The organism is Cronobacter condimenti 1330, assembly GCF_001277255.1.
GTDB classification, from domain to species: Bacteria; Pseudomonadota; Gammaproteobacteria; order Enterobacterales; family Enterobacteriaceae; genus Cronobacter; species Cronobacter condimenti.
Genome location: NZ_CP012264.1, coordinates 2,967,268 through 2,986,203, shown reverse-complemented (window position 1 = coordinate 2,986,203; position 18,936 = coordinate 2,967,268). Strand labels below are relative to the sequence as shown.

Genomic DNA, 18,936 nt, shown 5'->3' with positions numbered 1-18,936 from the left:
CAGAAAAAAGAAAAGGCGTCGAAAGACGCCTTTTTGCTGTCAGATAACCAGCCAGAGCAGAAGGATCACCAGTACCAGCAGGAACATCGCAAGACCGGGTTTCGCGGAAATCGTCTTCACTGGCTGAGTGAAAAAGGCGATAAGCGGGCTGTAGATGGGCTGAATATGGCGCACTTCGAGCGTTTCAGGCGAGCGTTCAGCGCGGCGTATAAAGACCTGATTAAGTAAATCCTGCACCTGCGGGGTGGTCAGCACCGTTTGCGGCGTGGCCTGGAAACGCTGTTGGGCGTAGTCGCTTATCTCCTGCCATTCGCGCGCTTCCAGCGGCTGGCGCAGCGCAGCCTGAATGCTGTGCAGCGTTGGCGCTGGCTGATCGGCGAGGGTCTGGCGCGCGGCAAGCCAGGTAGACAGCGCGGCAAAATGCTTCGCCGGGATAAGCTCGCCGGTCTTAACGCCGGACAGCTCCAGCATCGACTGCCAGATAAGCTTCGGCGATTCGCCGGTCGCGGCCGCAAGTTTCGTCACCTGTTGGTTGAGCGTGTTGTGCTCAGCAGGCAGCAGCGGACGATCGGTCGCCGGACGCTGTTGCGGCTGAGGAATACTCAACTGCGCGTTTTGCAGCAGCGTCAGCACGCTTTTGAGCTGTTCGCCGGAGAGCTGGTTGAGCGCGGTATGGCCGAACTGCTGGCGAATGTAATCGCTCACCGCCTGGCGGTTGTTGCCAACGCTCAGAAGCTCAGTCAACTGCGACAACACCTGGCGCTGCGTATATGTCTGCTGCGCCTGCCCAAGCCGCTGGTTGAGATTCTGCTCAGCCGCCGGGAAGTGGCGCGAGAGCAGCGGCGCATCGCTCTTTAACCCCAAATCGTGCTTCATGCCGGCCCAGACTTCGGCGCTTTGCTGCTGGGTCAGCGCCACCAGCCGGGTAATAAGCCGTTCCAGCACGGTGCGCTGCTGGGTAGAAAGCGGCTGCTCGCCCACAGAGTTGGGCGAGGTGGGAGGCTCGCCCGCCGGGCGGGGCGTGGCGCCATGAATGGGTTGCATCATCAATAATCCTTAACCTGACCGGACGGTGCCGCGAAACTAACCACGCTGTTAAGTATGCCTGGCGGCGAGATTATGGCACACTTAACGGCTATCTCCCGCACATAAACAGGTAGAGAAACGTGAAAATCCTCGTTGATGAAAATATGCCTTACGCACGCGAGCTGTTCAGCCGTCTTGGCGAGGTAAAAGCCGTGCCTGGACGCCCCATCCCGGTGGCTGAACTGGATGATGCCGACGCGCTGATGGTGCGCTCGGTCACTGCGGTCAACCGCGCTCTGCTGGAAGGCAAAAACGTCAGGTTTGTCGGCACCGCTACGGCGGGCACCGATCACGTTGATGAAGACTATTTACGCGACGCTGGCGTCGCATTTTCCGCCGCGCCCGGCTGTAACGCCATTGCGGTTGTGGAGTATGTGTTTTCCGCGCTGCTGATGCTTGCCGAGCGCGACGGTTTCGCCCTTACCGACCGCACCGTTGGGATCGTCGGCGTGGGTAATGTGGGCCGCCGTTTGCAGGCGCGCCTTGAAGCCCTTGGCGTGCGTACGTTGCTGTGCGATCCGCCGCGTGCCGATCGGGGCGATAGCGGTGATTTCCGCCCGCTTGATGAGCTGGTGCGCGACGCCGACATCCTTACGTTCCACACGCCGCTTTTTAAAGATGGCCCCTATAAAACGCTGCATCTTGCCGACGAGGCCTTGCTCGCACGCCTGAAGCCTGGCGCGATTCTGATTAACGCCTGTCGCGGCCCGGTGGTGGACAACGCCGCGCTGCTGGCGCGCCTTGAAGCAGGGCAGGCGCTTAGTGTAGTGCTGGATGTCTGGGAACCGGAACCTGCGCTTAATGTTGCGCTGTTAAACCGCGTTGATATTGGCACCGCGCATATCGCAGGTTATACGCTGGAAGGCAAAGCTCGCGGCACCACACAGGTGTTTGAGGCCTACAGCCAGTTTCTTGGCCAACAGCAGCAGGTCGCGCTCTCAACGCTTCTGCCGTCACCAGAGTTTGGCCGTGTGACGCTGCATGGGCCGCTCTCTCAGGCGGCGCTAAAAAGGCTGGTACATCTGGTGTATGATGTGCGCCGCGATGACGCCCCGCTCAGACGCGTAGCGGGTGTACCGGGTGAGTTCGACAAGCTGCGCAAGCATTACCAGGAGCGCCGTGAATGGTCGTCCCTCTATGTACAGTGCGATGACGCTGCGGCCGCGGAACTGCTGCAAAAGCTGGGTTTTAACGCGACCCATCATCCAGTTAGTTAATCACTCATTCCCTTATTCCCCGCACAATCGGCGGGGAATACATTTTTATTTTCTGGAGTAAAACCACCATGTCTGAAGGCTGGAATATCGCCATACTGGGCGCGACGGGCGCCGTGGGAGAAGCCCTGCTTGAGCAACTCGCCGAGCGTCAGTTCCCGGTGGGTGAACTTTATGCGCTGGCGCGTAGCGAAAGCGCGGGCGAGACACTGCGTTTCGCCGGAAAAAGCGTACAGGTACAGGACGCCGACGCGTTTGACTGGACGCAGGCGCAACTCGCCTTTTTCGTCGCAGGCCAGGAGGCCAGCGCGCGCTATGTCGACGACGCCACCAACGCCGGTTGCCTGGTCATCGATTCCAGCGGCCTGTTTGCGCTGGAGCCGGACGTGCCGCTGGTCGTGCCGGACGTTAACCCCTATGTGCTCGCTGATTACCGAAACCGCAATGTGGTGGCGGTGGCCGACAGCCTCACCAGCCAGCTGCTGACAGCGCTGCGCCCGTTGATGGAAGCTGGCGGACTGTCGCGTATTCAGGTGACCAATTTATTATCCGTCTCAGCCCAGGGCAAAACCGCCGTGGACGCGCTGGCAGGCCAGAGCGCGAAACTCCTCAACGGCGTGCCCGTCGATGAGGACGATCATTTCGGTCGTCAGCTCGCCTTCAACATGCTGCCGCTGCTGCCGGATCGCGAAGGGAGCGTACGTCAGGACCGCCGTCTGGTGGATGAGGCGCGTAAAATTCTCCAGGACGACGGTCTGATGATTTCTGTCAGCAGCGTGCAGGCACCGGTTTTCTACGGCCATGCCCAGATGGTGAATTTCGAGGCGCTGCGCCCGCTTGCGGCGGAAGAAGCCCGCGACGCGCTGGAGCGTGACCAGGATATCGCGCTTTCTGAAGAGAACGACTACCCGACGCAGGTAGGCGATGCCTCCGGCAGCGTGCATCTTTCTGTCGGCTGCGTGCGTAACGATTACGGTATGCCGGAGCAGATCCAGTTCTGGTCGGTTGCCGACAACGTGCGCTTCGGCGGCGCGCTGATGGCGGTGAAAACGGCAGAGAAACTGCTGCAGGAGTACGTGTACTGATGTCCGACGGTCTGGAAAAGCCGGTTGTGAAGATAGCGCTCGGCATTGAGTATGACGGCAGTAAATATTACGGCTGGCAGCGTCAGCAGGAAGTGCGCAGCATCCAGGAGAAGCTTGAAAAGGCGCTCTCGCAGGTGGCGAATGCGCCGATTAATGTCTTCTGCGCCGGGCGTACCGACGCGGGCGTGCACGCCACAGGCCAGGTGGTGCATTTCGAAACCACCGCAATGCGCAAAGACGCCGCCTGGACGCTGGGTGTAAATGCGAATTTACCTGGTGACATCGCGGTGCGCTGGGTCAAAGATGTGCCCGCGGAGTTTCACGCCCGGTTCAGCGCCACGGCTCGCCGTTACCGCTACGTTATCTTTAATCACCGTTTGCGACCGGCGGTGCTCTCGCAGGGGGTGACGCACTATCATCAGCCGCTGGACGCACAGCGTATGCACCGGGCGGCGCAGTGCCTTATCGGCGAAAACGACTTTACCTCGTTTCGTGCCGTGCAGTGCCAGTCCCGCACGCCCTGGCGCAACCTGATGCATATCAACGTTGAGCGCTTCGGGGCTTACATTGTGGTGGATATCAAGGCAAACGCGTTTGTTCACCATATGGTGCGCAATATCGTTGGCAGCCTGATGGAAATTGGCTGCGGTAACCAGCCGGAGAGTTGGATGGCAGACCTGCTGGCGGCAAAGGACAGAACGCTTGCGGCAGCGACGGCGAAAGCGGAAGGGCTGTATCTGGTGTCGGTGGATTATCCGGCGCATTTCAACCTTCCAACCCCGCCCATGGGCCCACTTTTTTTAGCTGACTGAACGCAGTCGGGGAAGATGAACCAGTATGGACATTATTCGCTTTCTGATTGATTTTATTTTACATATCGACGTGCACCTGGCGGAGCTGGTGGCACAGTACGGCATCTGGGTTTACGCCATTCTGTTCCTTATCCTGTTTTGCGAAACGGGCCTTGTCGTCACGCCGTTCCTGCCGGGCGATTCGCTACTGTTTGTGGCAGGCGCGCTTTCCGCACTGCCGTCTAACGATCTCAACGTGCATCTGATGGTCACGCTGATGGTGATTGCCGCTATTCTTGGTGATGCGGTGAATTACACGATAGGCCGTTTGTTTGGCGCTAAACTTTTCAGCAATCCGGATTCCAAAATCTTCCGGCAGAGCTATCTTGATAAAACGCATGCGTTTTATGAACGCCACGGCGGCAAAACCATTATTCTCGCCCGCTTCGTGCCGATCGTGCGCACCTTCGCGCCGTTCGTCGCCGGGATGGGACATATGTCCTACCGCCATTTTGCCCTGTTTAATGTGATTGGCGCGCTGCTGTGGGTCCTGCTGTTTACCTACGCGGGGTACTTCTTCGGTGCGATGCCATTTATTCAGGACAATCTGAAGCTGTTTATCGTGATGATTATTATCGTCTCCGTTGTACCGGGCGTTTATGAAGTGGTGCGTCACAAACGCGCCGCGGCGCGCCAGGCAAAATAAGCCCTCTGGCGGTTCGACCACTTTTTTATCCAAAGTCGCGGGCCGTTATGGTTTAATGAGCACCATTTATGGTCTGTGGAAGGCAAAAATGGCATTATGCGCCCCCACAGAAAAACTGGCATCGACCAGGTTCAGGCAGAAAGGTTATCAATGAGCTGGATTGAACGAATTCTCAATAAAAGCAATATTACTCCCACTCGCAGGGCAAACATCCCGGAAGGGGTGTGGACCAAGTGCGACAGCTGCGGACAGGTTCTCTACCGCGCCGAACTGGAGCGTAACCTTGAGGTTTGCCCGAAGTGCGATCACCACATGCGCATGGCGGCACGCGACCGTCTGCACAGCCTGTTAGATGAAGGGTCGCTGGTGGAACTGGGCAGTGAGCTTGAGCCGAAAGATGTGCTGAAGTTCAAAGATTCCAAAAAATACAAGGACCGTCTGGCGAGCGCCCAGAAGGAAACCGGCGAGAAAGACGCGCTGATCGTGATGAAAGGCACCCTGCACGGGATGCCGATTGTCGCGGCGGCGTTCGAGTTCGCCTTTATGGGCGGCTCGATGGGGTCCGTCGTCGGTGCGCGTTTCGTGCGCGCGGTAGAGCAGGCGCTGGAAGATAACTGCCCGCTTATCTGCTTCTCCGCCTCAGGTGGCGCGCGTATGCAGGAAGCGCTGATGTCGCTGATGCAGATGGCGAAAACCTCTGCGGCGCTGGCCAAAATGCAGGAGCGCGGTCTTCCTTATATCTCCGTACTGACTGACCCGACCATGGGCGGCGTCTCCGCAAGCTTCGCGATGCTGGGCGATCTCAATATCGCTGAGCCGAAAGCCCTCATCGGCTTTGCCGGCCCGCGCGTCATCGAACAAACCGTACGTGAAAAACTGCCGGCTGGTTTCCAGCGCAGTGAATTCCTGATTGAAAAAGGCGCTATCGATATGATCGTGCGTCGTCCGGAGTTGCGTCTGAAGCTTGCAAGCGTACTGGCGAAGCTGATGAACCTCCCGGCCCCGAGCCCGGACGCGCCGCGCGAAGCGGTCGTCGTGCCGCCGGTGCCAGAACAGGATAACGAGGCCTGATAGTCATGAAGGGCAGGGCCAACAGGCGCTGCCCTTCTTGTTTATGAACCGTAACCAGGATACGGGCATCATGGAAAAGCAACATCTTCCCCAAGCCACGTCGCCTCTGGCCACGTGGCTTTCTTATCTGGAAAACCTGCACGGTAAAACCATCGATATGGGCCTTGAGCGCGTCTCGCGCGTGGCGGCGACGCTTGGCGTCAGCAAACCTGCGCCGTTCGTGTTTACCGTCGCAGGCACCAATGGCAAAGGCACAACCTGCCGGACGCTGGAAGCCGTACTGATGGCTGCAGGCTATCGCGTGGGGGTCTACAGCTCGCCGCATCTGGTACGCTACACCGAGCGAGTACGCATTCAGGGTGAAGAACGTGCCGAAAGCCAACACACCGCTGCGTTTGCAGAAATCGAAGCCGCACGCGGCGACACGTCGCTGACTTATTTCGAATACGGCACGCTCAGCGCGTTGTGGCTGTTTAAACAGGCGCAACTGGATGTTGTTATCCTCGAAGTGGGGCTTGGCGGGCGTCTCGACGCGACAAACCTGGTCGATTGTGATGTCGCCGTGGTCACCAGTATTGCGCTCGACCACACCGACTGGCTGGGGCCGGACCGTGAAAGCATCGGGCGTGAGAAAGCCGGGATTTTCCGTCACGGAAAACCCGCTGTCGTCGGCGAAACTGACATGCCGCAGACCATTGCACAGGTCGCGCAGGAGAAGGGCGCACAACTGCTGCGCGTCAACGACGCCTGGCACTATGACGCAGGCCCTGATGGCTGGCGTTTTCGCGACGGCGGTGGCGAGCTTGATAACCTTCCGCTGCCACAGGTGCCGCAGCCGAATGCCGCTACCGCGCTTGCCGCGCTGCGTGCAAGCGGGCTTGCCATTAGCGAGCAGGCGATCCGTGAAGGTATCGCGCGCGCCACGCTACCGGGGCGTTTTCAGGTAGTGAGCGAGTCGCCCCGCGTGATTCTGGACGTCGCTCATAATCCGCACGCGGCAGGCTATCTGACGCAGCGGCTCAAGCAGGCTCCTTCAACCGGGCGGGTGCTCGCCGTGATCGGCATGTTGCACGATAAAGATATCGCCGGGACGCTCGCCTGTCTGGAGAGGGTCGTGGATAGCTGGTATTGTGCCCCTCTGGACGGGCCGCGCGGTGCCAGCGCAGACGAGCTTGCACAGCATCTGCCGACCTGTGCAGTTTTTGAAAGCGTAGCGCAGGCCTGGCATGCGGCGCTGGCTGACGCACAGCCCGCCGATACGGTGCTGGTGTGCGGGTCGTTTCATACCGTAGCAAAGGTAATGGAAGAGATGGACGCGGGGAGACGAGGTGGCGAGTAAGTTTCAGAACCGATTAGTTGGTACCATTGTGCTGGTGGCGCTGGGGGTTATCGTGCTGCCAGGGCTGCTGGACGGCCAGAAAAAACATTATCAGGACGAATTTGCGGCTATTCCGCTGGTGCCGAAACCTGGCGATCGTGATGAGCCGGATATGCTGCCTGCCGCAACGCAGGCGCTGCCGTCCCAGCCGCCGGAAGGCGCGGCGGAAGAGGTGAGGGCGGGGAACGCGGTGACGTCTTCGATAGACACCACGCGGCTGCCTGCCGATACTGGCGCGGAACTTGATGAAGTGCCGGTGACGCCGACGAAGCCGAAAGCGACAGAGCCTGCAAAACCGCGCACGACCGATAAGCCGCAGAGCAAACCGCAGCGCGATAAAACCGACGAACAGCTGGCGATGGTCAGCGAAGCGCCCGCTCCTGCGCCGGCGAAAACGACACCGCCGGAAAAACCGCAAACGCCGCCTGCGGGCAAAGCGTATGTGGTTCAGCTTGGCGCGCTGAAAAATGCCGATAAGGTTAATGAAATTGTCGGTAAACTGCGCTCGGCGGGCTATCGGGCGTATACGTCGCCGTCCACGCCAGTACAGGGAAAAATCACCCGTATTCTGGTCGGGCCGGAGGCGTCGAAGGATAAGCTCAAATCGTCGCTTGGCGAGCTGAACAGCTTGTCAGGGCTTAACGGCGTGATAATGAATTACAGCGTGAATTAAGCGGTCCGGCGCCTGATAATCAGGCGTGCTGAGAAACCGCATCGCGCCACAGACGGCCCGCAACAGGTGTACTTATAATGCCTGCGGGCATAACGGACGGATGGCGTTGAAGATTTTTTCAACGCCATTTTTTATTAACGCGTGGAAAGGAAATCCCTACGCAAACGTTTTCTTTTTCTGTTAGAATGCGCCCCGAACCGGATGTCAGGGCGTTTTATCGTGGGACATATTCATGGTCTGGATAGATTACGCCATCATTGCAGTAGTGGGTTTTTCGTGCCTGGTCAGCCTTATCCGCGGGTTCGTGAGAGAGGCGCTGTCACTGGTCACCTGGGGCTGCGCTTTCTTTGTGGCCAGTCATTACTACACTTACCTGGCAGTCTGGTTCACCGGCTTTGAAGATGAACTGGTACGTAATGGGATTGCTATCGCGGTGCTGTTTATCGCGACGCTTATCGTCGGTGCGATAGTCAACTATGTGATTGGCGCGCTGGTGGAGAAAACCGGCCTGTCGGGTACAGACAGGGTGTTGGGGATCTGTTTCGGCGCCTTGCGAGGCGTGCTGATTGTCGCCGCCATTCTGTTCTTTCTTGATACCTTCACGGGCCTGTCCAAAAGCGAGGACTGGCAAAAGTCGCAGCTTATCCCGCAGTTCAGTTTCATCATCAGATGGTTCTTTGACTATCTGCAAAGCTCGTCAAGTTTCCTGCCCCGGTAATCGTGCCGGGGGCGGTCTTTGAATTGAGGAAAAGACAACATGTGCGGTATTGTCGGGATCGCCGGTGTTATGCCGGTCAACCAGTCGATTTATGACGCGTTAACGGTGCTTCAGCACCGCGGGCAGGATGCCGCAGGCATCATCACCATCGATGCGAATAATTGCTTCCGTCTGCGTAAAGCAAACGGCCTAGTGAACGATGTGTTCGAAGCCCGCCACATGCAGCGTCTGCAGGGCAATATGGGCATCGGGCACGTACGCTATCCGACGGCAGGCAGCTCCAGCGCCTCCGAAGCCCAGCCGTTCTACGTGAACTCGCCCTACGGCATTACCCTTGCTCATAACGGCAACCTGACAAACGCCCATGAACTGCGCAAAATGCTCTTCGAAGAGAAGCGCCGTCATATCAATACCACCTCAGATTCTGAAATCCTGCTCAATATTTTCGCAAGCGAGCTCGATAATTTCCGTCACTACCCGCTGGAAGCAGACAACATTTTCGCCGCTATCGCTGCCATGAACCGCCTGATCCGCGGCGCATATGCCTGCGTGGCGATGATTATCGGCCACGGCATGGTGGCGTTTCGCGATCCTAACGGTATTCGCCCGCTGGTGCTTGGCAAGCGCGACGCCGGGAATGGCCGCGCCGAATATATGGTTGCCTCCGAAAGCGTGGCGCTCGATACGCTGGGCTTTGAATTCCTGCGTGACGTGGCGCCAGGCGAAGCTGTCTATATCAGCGAAAAAGGCCAGTTGTTCACGCGCCAGTGCGCCGATAACCCGGTCAGCAACCCGTGCCTGTTCGAATATGTCTACTTTGCGCGCCCGGACTCTTTCATCGACAAAATTTCTGTCTACAGCGCCCGCGTTGAGATGGGGAAAAAACTCGGCGAGAAGATTGCGCGCGAGTGGGAAGATTTAGATATCGACGTGGTGATCCCAATCCCGGAAACCTCCTGCGATATCGCGCTGGAAATCGCCCGCATTCTGAACAAACCCTATCGTCAGGGCTTTGTGAAAAACCGCTACGTTGGCCGTACTTTTATCATGCCGGGCCAGCATCTGCGTCGTAAGTCGGTGCGCCGCAAGCTCAACGCTAACCGCGCCGAGTTCCGCGATAAAAACGTACTGCTGGTGGATGATTCTATCGTGCGCGGCACGACGTCTGAGCAGATTATCGAAATGGCCCGCGAAGCAGGCGCGAAGAAAGTCTATCTCGCTTCCGCCGCGCCGGAAATTCGCTTCCCGAACGTCTACGGCATTGATATGCCGAGCGCCAACGAACTTATTGCGCATGGCCGTGAAGTAGATGAAATCCGCCAGATAATCGGCGCTGACGGTCTGATTTTCCAGGATCTCAATGACCTCATCGAGGCGGTACGCGGCGAGAACCCGGACATTCAGCAGTTCGAGTGCTCGGTGTTTAACGGCGTGTACGTGACGAAAGATGTTGATCACCAGTATCTGGAATATCTCGACTCTCTGCGTAACGACGATGCCAAAGCCGTCATGCTTCAGAACGAAGCCGAAAGCCTCGAAATGCACAACGAAGGGTAATCCTTTCGCGCGCACTCGCCCCTCCTGCGCAGGGAGGGGCACAAATCCTCGTTTGCATCTCACCGCGTCTTGCGGCAAAGTCTCGCTCAGTGCTCCTTTTCCAGATAACCCCATGAAAAAAATCATTGTCGGCATCTCCGGCGCCAGCGGCGCAATTTACGGCATCCGTCTGTTGCAGACGCTGCAGGCTGTGCCGGATGTAGAAACGCATCTCATCATGAGCCAGGCGGCGCGCCAGACGCTGGCGCTTGAAACCGACATGAGCGTGCGTGACGTCCAGGCGCTCGCTGATGTCAATCATGACGCGCGCGACATCGCCGCCAGCGTCTCGTCTGGTTCGTTTAAAACAGACGGAATGATTATCCTGCCTTGTTCTATCAAAACGCTCTCCGGCATTGTGAACAGCTATACCGACGGCCTGCTGACCCGCGCCGCGGATGTTGTGCTGAAAGAACGTCGCAGGCTGGTGCTGTGCGTACGTGAAACGCCGCTGCATCTTGGACATCTGCGGCTCATGACCCAGGCGGCGGAGTTGGGTGCCATCATTATGCCGCCGATGCCTGCGTTTTATCACCGCCCGCAGACGCTTGATGATGTGATTAACCAGACGGTAAACCGCGCACTCGATCAGCTCGATATCGCCTTGCCTGCCGATCTCTTTACCCGCTGGCCTGGGGCATAATCCGCGCGGTAATGAGGCAAAGCGTAGCGCGATGCCTCATTTTGGGGCAATTCTGCAAGCGCGATCATATCCTCGACATTTAATCCCGCCTTTTGCGATTTCACGCTCAGCGTCTGCTGCGCGGAGTGCTATCTTTCATTCACACAACTTACTTGCAACCATTTATTAACAAATCGCGCCAGCGTGACCCGCTACGACAACCTGGCATGGGAAGTGCAACATCTGGCTGCAACACACAACACAACAGATAATAAAATCAGCAAACTTGAGGGTAATGTATGAAGAAGAAGGTGCTCGCGTTCTCCTTACTGCTTGGCCTTTCCACCAGCGTCAGCGTATTCGCCGCGCTCCCCCAGACCGTTCGCATTGGTACCGACGCGACTTACGCGCCGTTCTCTTCAAAAGACGCTAAAGGCGATTTTGTCGGGTTCGATATCGATCTCGGCAACGAGATGTGCAAACGCATGCAGGTGAAATGCACCTGGGTAGGCAGTGATTTCGACTCGCTGATCCCGTCGCTGAAAGCGAAAAAAATCGACGCGATTATCTCCTCGCTCTCCATCACTGAAAAACGCCAGAAAGAGATAGCGTTTTCCGAGAAGCTTTACGCGGCGGATTCCCGCCTGATCGCCGCTAAAGGCGCGACCATCCAGCCTACCCTTGACTCACTGAAAGGCAAACATGTCGGCGTGCTGCAAGGCTCTACGCAGGAAGCCTATGCCAACGAAAAATGGCGCAGTAAAGGCGTGGACGTGGTGGCGTACCAGAACCAGGATTTGATCTACTCCGATCTGGCGGCAGGCCGTCTCGATGCTGCGTTACAGGATGAGGTCGCTGCGAGCGAAGGCTTCCTGAAACAGCCTGCCGGGAAAGCGTACGCGTTCGCCGGCCCCTCGGTGAAAGATAAAAATTACTTTGGCGACGGCACCGGCGTTGGCCTGCGTAAAGAGGATGCCGAGCTGAAAGCGGCTTTCGACAAAGCCTTTAACGAGATCCGTAAAGACGGCACGTACGACAAAATGGCGAAAAAATATTTCGACTTTAACGTCTATGGTGACTAACCGCCTGTAAGCCTCCGCCAGCCGGTGTCGCCTTTGTGGTGCACACCCGGCTGGCGTGACGCAAAATGGTGCAAGTTATGCACCAGAATAGGGCGTTGGCGCATTTCTACGCACTAATAATGAAAATAAATCTATCTCAGCACGCATAAAGTTTTGATTACGAGGCGGCAGTAATGGCACGATAAGTGCAGTTTTTCCGCCTGACACTTTATTTTGCGCGTCTGATGAGGATAGTTATGAAAAAAAGGCTGTTAGCACTTTCTCTGGGGCTGGCTCTTTCCAGCATTTCTGGGACTTTCGCAGCAATTCCGCAGCATTTACGTATCGGCACCGATCCGACCTATGCGCCCTTTGAATCGAAAAACGCACAGGGCGAACTGATTGGTTTTGACATCGATCTCGCCAAAGAGCTGTGCAAACGTATCCAGACCCAATGTTCTTTCGTCGAACAACCGCTCGACGCGCTGATCCCGTCTCTGAAAGCGAAGAAAATCGATGCGATCATGTCGTCGCTGTCGATTACCGAGAAGCGCCAGCAGGAAATTGCCTTTACGGACAAGCTGTACGCCGCCGATTCTCGTCTGGTCGTGGCGAAAGGCTCGTCTGTTCAGCCAACGCTTGAAGCGCTTAAAGGCAAACGCGTGGGCGTGCTGCAGGGCACAACGCAGGAAACCTACGGCAACGTTCACTGGGCGCCGGAAGGGGTTGAAATTGTCTCCTATCAGGGCCAGGACAATATCTATTCTGACCTGACAGCCGGGCGTATCGACGCGGCGTTTCAGGATGAAGTGGCCGCGAGCGAAGGCTTTTTGAAGCAACCGGTCGGCAAGGGGTACCAGTTCGGCGGCCCGTCAATCAAAGATGAAAAACTCTTTGGCGTCGGCACCGGCATGGGCATCCGCAAAGATGATAGCGAGCTGCGCGAGGCGCTGAACAAGGCGTTTGCAGAGATGCGCGCTGACGGCACCTACGAGAAGCTTGCTAAAAAGTATTTTGATTTCAACGTTTACGGCGAGTAATCCGCACGCGTAAGCGAGGCGCCCTGCGGGGCGCCGGTTGGTCGTGCGTCCGCCGGGTACAGGATAAGGCACCATGCTGTATGGGTTTTCACAGGTAATACTACAAGGGGCGCTCGTCACCATTGAGCTGGCGTTAAGCGCCGTTATCCTCTCGGTGGCGATTGGTCTGGTGGGGGCAGGGGCGAAGCTCTCGCGCAACCGCCCGCTGGCGTTCATTTTCGAAGCGTACACTACGCTGATTCGCGGCGTGCCCGATCTCGTCCTGATGCTGCTGATTTTTTATGGTTTGCAGATTGCGCTAAACAGCGTGACCGACGCGCTGGGCTTGAACCAGTTTGATATCGACCCGATGGTCGCGGGTATTATTACGCTCGGTTTTATCTATGGCGCTTATTTCACTGAAACCTTCCGTGGCGCGTATCTCGCTGTGCCTAAAGGCCATATTGAGGCGGCAACGGCGTTTGGGTTTACCGGCTCGCAAACCTTCCGTCGTATTCTGTTCCCTTCCATGATGCGTTTCGCGTTGCCTGGCATTGGCAATAACTGGCAGGTGATTTTAAAGGCGACGGCGCTGGTGTCGCTGCTGGGGCTGGAAGATGTGGTGAAAGCGACGCAACTTGCCGGGAAAAGCACCTGGCAGCCTTTCTACTTCGCTATCGTCTGTGGGGTGATTTACCTGGTGTTTACCACGCTCTCCAATGGTGTTTTGCTGCTGCTTGAGCGCCGCTACACCGTAGGCGTGAAGAGGGCTGATCTGTGATAGAGATTATTCAGGAGTACTGGAAATCCCTGCTCTGGACCGATGGCTATCGCTTCACGGGGGTCGCTATCACGCTCTGGTTGCTTATCGCCTCGGTGGTGATGGGCGGCGTGCTGGCGCTCTTTCTCGCCATTGGTCGCGTGTCGGAAAATAAACTGGTCTGGTTCCCCATCTGGCTGTTTACCTATATTTTTCGCGGTACGCCGCTCTACGTGCAACTGCTGGTGTTTTACTCCGGCATGTACACGCTGGAAGTCGTGAAAGGCACACAACTGCTCAATGAGTTCTTTCGAAGCGGCCTGAACTGTACGGTGCTGGCGCTGACGCTTAACACCTGCGCGTATACCACGGAGATTTTCGCGGGCGCCATCCGCGCGGTGCCGCATGGCGAAATCGAGGCCGCACGGGCTTACGGGTTTTCACGCGTGAAAATGTACCGCTGCATCATTTTGCCATCAGCGCTGCGCATCGCGCTGCCTGCGTACAGCAATGAGGTTATTCTGATGCTGCATTCGACGGCGCTGGCCTTTACCGCCACCGTGCCGGATCTGTTGAAAATCGCCCGTGATATTAACTCCGCCACTTACCAGCCGTTTACGGCGTTCGGCATCGCGGCGGTGCTTTATTTAATTATCTCTTATGTGCTGATAAGCCTGTTCCGCAAGGCGGAAAAGCGCTGGCTGCGGCACCTGAAACCAGCTTCAACGCACTGAGTGGCTACGCATGTCTGAAAATAAATTAAACGTTACCGATCTGCACAAGCGCTACGGCGAACATGAAGTGCTAAAAGGCGTGTCGCTTAAAGCGAACGCGGGGGATGTGATAAGCATCATCGGCTCTTCTGGCTCCGGCAAAAGTACGTTCCTGCGCTGCATTAACTTTCTTGAGAAACCGAGCGAAGGCAGCATTGTGGTGAATAACCAGAACATCATGCTGGTACGCGATAAAGACGGACAGCTCAAGGTGGCGGACAAAAACCAGCTGCGACTGCTGCGCACGCGCCTGACGATGGTCTTTCAGCATTTCAATTTGTGGAGCCATATGACGGTGCTCGAAAACGTCATGGAAGCGCCGATTCAGGTGCTGGGATTAAACAAACAGGACGCGCGCGAGCGGGCGATAAAATACCTGGCGAAGGTGGGCATCGACGAGCGTGCGCAGGGAAAATACCCGGTGCATCTCTCCGGTGGTCAGCAGCAGCGTGTGTCTATTGCGCGGGCGCTGGCGATGGAGCCGGATGTCCTGTTATTTGACGAACCGACTTCCGCGCTCGACCCCGAACTGGTAGGCGAAGTGCTGCGCATCATGCAGCAACTCGCCGAAGAGGGCAAAACGATGGTCGTGGTGACGCACGAAATGGAGTTTGCCCGCCACGTTTCGTCACATGTCATTTTCCTGCATCAGGGCAAGATCGAAGAAGAAGGGCCGCCGGATGCGCTCTTTAACAACCCGCAAAGCCCGCGTCTGCAACAGTTCCTGAAAGGCTCGCTGAAATAAACCGCACCATATGATTCACACACCGGCAGGGACGCCGGTTCAGGTGACCAGCACCAGCCCCATCTCATCAGCCAGCCGATAAATCACCTCAAGCGCGCCTTCCGGCAATGGCAGGCTCTCGCGTAATACCAGTGGGATGGCATTCATGCGATCGCCAAAAAGCATCAGCGCCTTGCCGCCGTGCTGGCGCGATGCCCAACTGATGCCATGAACCTGTGGATTCGCAGCGTGGATAGCGCGCGCCCACAGGCGGGTCTGCGGGTAGCACAGCGGAGAGCTTGCCGTCAGCGCGGCCTGGGTGACGCCCCAGCGGCGCAGTAGCGTAGGGGTAAGATTGACAAGAGAAAGGGGACGTCCCGGCATCAGAGTACTGATATAAAGCCCGGCGGCCTTGTGCAAATCGAAACTTGCGCCAAGCGAGCCGACGGGCACATCGTGAAACAGTGTCTCCATGAGCACGACTTCTGCCTCAATGCCGCCATAAAGCGTGGGGATGGCGTGACCATTTGCATGGAACAGCGGGCTGAAGCGCGCGTTGCCGAGGCCGGGGTTGAATGCATCACCTGAAAACTGACGGCTGTGCACGCGAAGTATCCGCTTCCCTGCGGGCCATACCGTCACGCGCGGCACCTGCATATCGGCAGGTGGCGCAGGCAGGCAGTCTTCCGTGAAATCAACCATGCACCGGCCCCTGAGATTCCGCCTGCGCGGCGCGCAGCACCGCCTGCGGATCGGCTTTCAGGCGGTCTTTGGGTTTTTCGCCCTCAAGCCAGGCGTTCGGTGAGTGAAACCAAAGCGCGATGGCCCAGGGGGTTTTCTCACCAAAAAGCGCGAGAATGGACTTTAGCGAGGGCAGCGGCTGACCGCCTTCATCAAACGCCCAGGCCGGGTAGCGATCTTTACCGTTGACTGGCAGGGCGAACACTTTCCCTGCCTGCTTCCAGCGGTTCGCCGTTGCGCTCGGATTTTTCAGCGCCGCGCCCGCGGCCATACTGACTTCACCTGCGGATAGCCAGCGGCCTTCGTCAAGCACCGTCTGGCGCAGCGCGTCGAGCCGCTGCTGATTACGGGCCTGCAATGGCGCTACCTGCGCCGACGGCGTGCTGTGAACAGCGCGCTTCATCTGCGACACCGCAGTGACAGCGCTGACAATCGCCAGCCGGATGTCGTTATCCAGCGCCTCTTCATCAACATCGTCAGGCATTTTCAGCATCAGATACCGCCCGGCGTCTTCGCCTGCAATATCGGAAAGCTGAATGCGCCCCCACGGCGCGGGTGTCTCCTGGCGCGCGGTCACCAGATGCCCGACATCGACAAACTCGACGCTTACCTCCGGCGGATACTCTTTACGCTTTGCGTGATGTATACGGGAACTCATAGCGCCCTCTCGTGATATAAATGATATTCGTGATATTGATTATAACGTAACCAGTGCAGGGAATGCCAGCGGGAAGGGCAGGGAGTGTGATATGAGAGGACGGTGACGCGGGCAGAAAGCCTGCCCGCTATGAAAAAGGGTTTTACCGCGCGCTGGCGACAATATTGGTCAGTGCCTCATCCAGTTCAAAAAAGCGGAAACCGAACCCCGATTCTTCAAGCCGTTTAGGCAACGCCCGCTGGCCGCCCAGCACCAGCACGGCGGATTCGCCCATCAGCAGACGCACGGCCGTCGCGCGCGCGCGCATAAAGGCCGGGCGATGCAGCGCATGACCGAGCGCATGCGCGAAACGCTCGTTGCGCACCGGATAGGGCGCGACCATATTAAACGGCCCGCGCACATCGTTATCCAGCAGCCAGATAATCGCGTTCACCATATCGTCGATATGGATCCAGGCGAGGTACTGCCGACCAGAGCCGATAGGCCCGCCGAGCCCGACGCGAAACAGCGGCAGCAGCTTACCCATCATACCGCCGTCGGGTGCCAGCACCGCGCCGGTGCGTAGCAGGCAGACGCGGGTATGCTCGCTCTGCGCGCCTTCGGCTATCTGCTCCCAGCGGGCGCAGAGTTTATGCGTGAACTCGCTGTGCGGCGGTTCCTCTTCCGTGACGACCACTTCGCCGAGGTCGCCGTAATAGCCTACGGCGGAGCCGGAAAGAAAGACGGCAGGCGGGTTACTGCCCGCCCCCATAAGCGTCACCAGTTGCTGTGTTATCTGCCAGCGGCTCTGACACAGGCGCTCTTTCTGCGCCTGCGTCCAGCGTTTATCCGCAATGGGTTCGCCCGCCAGGTTAATGACCGCGTCGAAGGCATCCAGGTCCTGGTAGAGATCCAGCCCCGGGACAAGCGTCACGTCCGCGTCGAGCCGCTTACGGGCGCTCTGCGGATTGCGGGTCACGACCGTGACATGATGCCCGAGTGCCACCAGGCGCGACGTTAGCGGGCGGCCAATCAGGCCTGTGCCACCGGTTACCAGAATCTGCATAAGAGCCTCCTGCGTGCGTTTAGCGTCGCCAGCTCAGGGTGATGGACACCGAATCGGCATAGCGGAGCGCGTGAAGTTTATCGGTTTCTACTTCAGCATAGGTGACCCAGCGATGCTCGCACGCGATGTTGAGCACATCCTGCGTTAATTTTTCCAGTAAAGAGAAGCGGTTATTCTCTACGTGCTGAATGATGGCTTTCGTGATGGTGCGATAATTCAGTGCGTCGTTGATATCTTCGCTCTGGCGCGCTTTGTCTGCGGGATAATGAATGGCGACATTAATTAGGATGTCCTGCCGGTTGGCGATCTCTTCGTCCTTAATACCGATATAAGTACGCAGGCGCAGGTTTTTTATACGAATGATGGCGTCTGGGTGATGTGACATTGCCGGGGTCCTCTGTGTATCCGTCTGCGGCGTATGATACACGAGGCGCCCGGTGCTGCGTCACTGTCAGAGTGGATTCGCGAGCTGGTAAGCGCGCTCTGTCGCCGGGCGGTTTTTAATGCGTTCATACCAGTTACTGACTGCCGGGAAGTTATCGAGATCGATGCGCTGGCGCTCATGCGACACGACCCACGGATAGGTGGCGATATCGGCGATACTGTAGCGCTCGCCGCCAAGCCACGGGCATTTTTCCAGCCGTTTATTCAGCACCCCGTAAAGACGCTGCGTCTCTACCTGATAACGCTCAATGGCATAGGGCACGGCTTGCGGCGCAAAGTGGTTAAAATGGTGGTTCTGCCCAAGCATCGGTCCAAACCCGGCGACCTGCCAGAAGAGCCACTGCAGGGCAACCTGACGCTCGCGCAGTTCACCACTTAGCAACTTGCCGCTCTTTTCCGCGAGATAAAGCAGAATCGCACCAGACTCAAACACACTCAGCGGCGCGCCGCCGTCAGCAGGTTCATGGTCGATGATGGCAGGAATTTTATTGTTCGGCGCGATGGCGAGAAACTCCGGTTTAAACTGCTCGCCTTTGCTGATGTCTACGCGATGAAGGCGATATCTAAGACCGGCTTCTTCAAGGAACAGCGTGACTTTGTGCCCGTTCGGCGTGGGGGCGTAGTAGAGATCCAGCATGACAACGTCCTTTTGATGGGGGGAGCGGCGTGCTCAAAGTATAGGCGGTTTGATGAAAAATGCGGCTATCCCCGATTATCGGTGGCATGACAGAAAACGCTTTACGGTATAGTTTTAGCTATCCGCCATCTTAA

Annotated in this window: 21 protein-coding genes; 15 read left to right on the top strand and 6 right to left on the bottom strand. The window is 57.5% G+C overall.

Annotation, left to right across the window (positions count from 1 at the left end; translation table 11 throughout):
* Positions 1 to 39 precede the first annotated feature (39 nt).
* Positions 40 to 1,047, bottom strand: coding sequence for a flagella biosynthesis regulator Flk (flk, locus tag AFK62_RS13595; RefSeq protein ID WP_007665767.1), 1,008 nt, complete (start codon positions 1,045 to 1,047; stop codon positions 40 to 42).
* 119 nt (positions 1,048 to 1,166) lie between these two features.
* On the opposite strand from flk, the gene pdxB reads away from it, so the two are divergent.
* From pdxB to hisP, 15 genes are all read left to right on the top strand, one after another.
* Positions 1,167 to 2,303, top strand: a complete 1,137-nt coding sequence (gene pdxB, locus AFK62_RS13590) for a 4-phosphoerythronate dehydrogenase PdxB (RefSeq protein ID WP_007665764.1) — start codon at positions 1,167 to 1,169, stop codon at positions 2,301 to 2,303.
* Between the two features lie 68 nt (positions 2,304 to 2,371).
* Complete coding sequence (locus tag AFK62_RS13585) at positions 2,372 to 3,385, top strand: aspartate-semialdehyde dehydrogenase (RefSeq protein WP_007665763.1); 1,014 nt, start codon at positions 2,372 to 2,374, stop codon at positions 3,383 to 3,385.
* Positions 3,385 to 4,197 (top strand): tRNA pseudouridine(38-40) synthase TruA, encoded by an 813-nt coding sequence (truA, locus tag AFK62_RS13580; RefSeq protein ID WP_007665760.1) that lies wholly within the window; start codon positions 3,385 to 3,387, stop codon positions 4,195 to 4,197. Before AFK62_RS13585 ends, truA begins: the two co-directional genes overlap by 1 nt.
* A 25-nt stretch (positions 4,198 to 4,222) precedes the next feature.
* The gene (locus tag AFK62_RS13575; RefSeq protein ID WP_007665758.1) at positions 4,223 to 4,882 is read left to right on the top strand and encodes a DedA family protein; all 660 of its coding nucleotides are present in this window, start codon (positions 4,223 to 4,225) and stop codon (positions 4,880 to 4,882) included.
* 150 nt (positions 4,883 to 5,032) lie between these two features.
* Positions 5,033 to 5,953 carry an acetyl-CoA carboxylase, carboxyltransferase subunit beta gene (gene accD, locus AFK62_RS13570; protein WP_193352464.1) on the top strand — a complete coding sequence of 307 codons (921 nt, stop codon included), beginning with the start codon at positions 5,033 to 5,035 and terminating at the stop codon, positions 5,951 to 5,953.
* A gap of 70 nt (positions 5,954 to 6,023) precedes the next feature.
* Positions 6,024 to 7,292: a bifunctional tetrahydrofolate synthase/dihydrofolate synthase gene (gene folC / locus AFK62_RS13565; RefSeq protein WP_032984003.1), complete on the top strand. Its 1,269-nt coding sequence runs from the start codon at positions 6,024 to 6,026 to the stop codon at positions 7,290 to 7,292.
* Positions 7,282 to 8,004 (top strand): cell division protein DedD, encoded by a 723-nt coding sequence (gene dedD / locus AFK62_RS13560; protein WP_032983995.1) that lies wholly within the window; start codon positions 7,282 to 7,284, stop codon positions 8,002 to 8,004. Before folC ends, dedD begins: the two co-directional genes overlap by 11 nt.
* A gap of 232 nt (positions 8,005 to 8,236) precedes the next feature.
* Complete coding sequence (cvpA, locus tag AFK62_RS13555; protein WP_004386645.1) at positions 8,237 to 8,722, top strand: colicin V production protein; 486 nt, start codon at positions 8,237 to 8,239, stop codon at positions 8,720 to 8,722.
* A 39-nt stretch (positions 8,723 to 8,761) separates the two neighbouring features.
* Entirely contained in the window at positions 8,762 to 10,279 is a 1,518-nt protein-coding gene (gene purF, locus AFK62_RS13550) for an amidophosphoribosyltransferase (protein ID WP_007665746.1), read from the top strand.
* A gap of 112 nt (positions 10,280 to 10,391) precedes the next feature.
* Positions 10,392 to 10,961: a UbiX family flavin prenyltransferase gene (locus tag AFK62_RS13545; RefSeq protein ID WP_007665744.1), complete on the top strand. Its 570-nt coding sequence runs from the start codon at positions 10,392 to 10,394 to the stop codon at positions 10,959 to 10,961.
* A 278-nt stretch (positions 10,962 to 11,239) separates the two neighbouring features.
* On the top strand, positions 11,240 to 12,022 hold the full coding sequence (gene argT, locus AFK62_RS13540) for a lysine/arginine/ornithine ABC transporter substrate-binding protein ArgT (RefSeq protein ID WP_007665742.1): 783 nt from the start codon (positions 11,240 to 11,242) through the stop codon (positions 12,020 to 12,022).
* A gap of 236 nt (positions 12,023 to 12,258) precedes the next feature.
* Positions 12,259 to 13,041, top strand: a complete 783-nt coding sequence (gene hisJ / locus AFK62_RS13535; protein ID WP_032983992.1) for a histidine ABC transporter substrate-binding protein HisJ — start codon at positions 12,259 to 12,261, stop codon at positions 13,039 to 13,041.
* A gap of 73 nt (positions 13,042 to 13,114) precedes the next feature.
* Positions 13,115 to 13,801 (top strand): histidine ABC transporter permease HisQ, encoded by a 687-nt coding sequence (locus AFK62_RS13530; RefSeq protein WP_007665736.1) that lies wholly within the window; start codon positions 13,115 to 13,117, stop codon positions 13,799 to 13,801.
* Positions 13,798 to 14,514: an ABC transporter permease gene (locus tag AFK62_RS13525; RefSeq protein WP_053531961.1), complete on the top strand. Its 717-nt coding sequence runs from the start codon at positions 13,798 to 13,800 to the stop codon at positions 14,512 to 14,514. Before AFK62_RS13530 ends, AFK62_RS13525 begins: the two co-directional genes overlap by 4 nt.
* A 10-nt stretch (positions 14,515 to 14,524) precedes the next feature.
* A complete protein-coding gene (gene hisP / locus AFK62_RS13520) occupies positions 14,525 to 15,298 on the top strand; it encodes a histidine ABC transporter ATP-binding protein HisP (protein WP_007665732.1) in 774 nt (257 codons plus the stop codon).
* A 39-nt stretch (positions 15,299 to 15,337) separates the two neighbouring features.
* On the opposite strand, the gene AFK62_RS13515 is transcribed toward hisP, so the two are convergent.
* The 5 genes from AFK62_RS13515 to yfcG all read right to left on the bottom strand — a co-directional run bounded on the left by AFK62_RS13515 (position 15,338) and on the right by yfcG (position 18,802).
* Positions 15,338 to 15,979: an RES family NAD+ phosphorylase gene (locus tag AFK62_RS13515; protein WP_007665731.1), complete on the bottom strand. Its 642-nt coding sequence runs from the start codon at positions 15,977 to 15,979 to the stop codon at positions 15,338 to 15,340.
* Complete coding sequence (locus tag AFK62_RS13510; protein ID WP_007665728.1) at positions 15,972 to 16,676, bottom strand: antitoxin Xre/MbcA/ParS toxin-binding domain-containing protein; 705 nt, start codon at positions 16,674 to 16,676, stop codon at positions 15,972 to 15,974. The genes AFK62_RS13515 and AFK62_RS13510 overlap by 8 nt, the downstream gene beginning before the upstream one ends.
* Positions 16,677 to 16,818: 142 nt before the next feature.
* The gene (locus tag AFK62_RS13505; RefSeq protein WP_007665726.1) at positions 16,819 to 17,721 is read right to left on the bottom strand and encodes a TIGR01777 family oxidoreductase; all 903 of its coding nucleotides are present in this window, start codon (positions 17,719 to 17,721) and stop codon (positions 16,819 to 16,821) included.
* Positions 17,722 to 17,740: 19 nt separating this feature from the next.
* Positions 17,741 to 18,106 (bottom strand): dihydroneopterin triphosphate 2'-epimerase, encoded by a 366-nt coding sequence (gene folX / locus AFK62_RS13500; protein ID WP_007665724.1) that lies wholly within the window; start codon positions 18,104 to 18,106, stop codon positions 17,741 to 17,743.
* Between the two features lie 66 nt (positions 18,107 to 18,172).
* Positions 18,173 to 18,802, bottom strand: a complete 630-nt coding sequence (gene yfcG / locus AFK62_RS13495; RefSeq protein WP_007665721.1) for a GSH-dependent disulfide bond oxidoreductase — start codon at positions 18,800 to 18,802, stop codon at positions 18,173 to 18,175.
* Between the last annotated feature and the right edge of the window lie 134 nt (positions 18,803 to 18,936).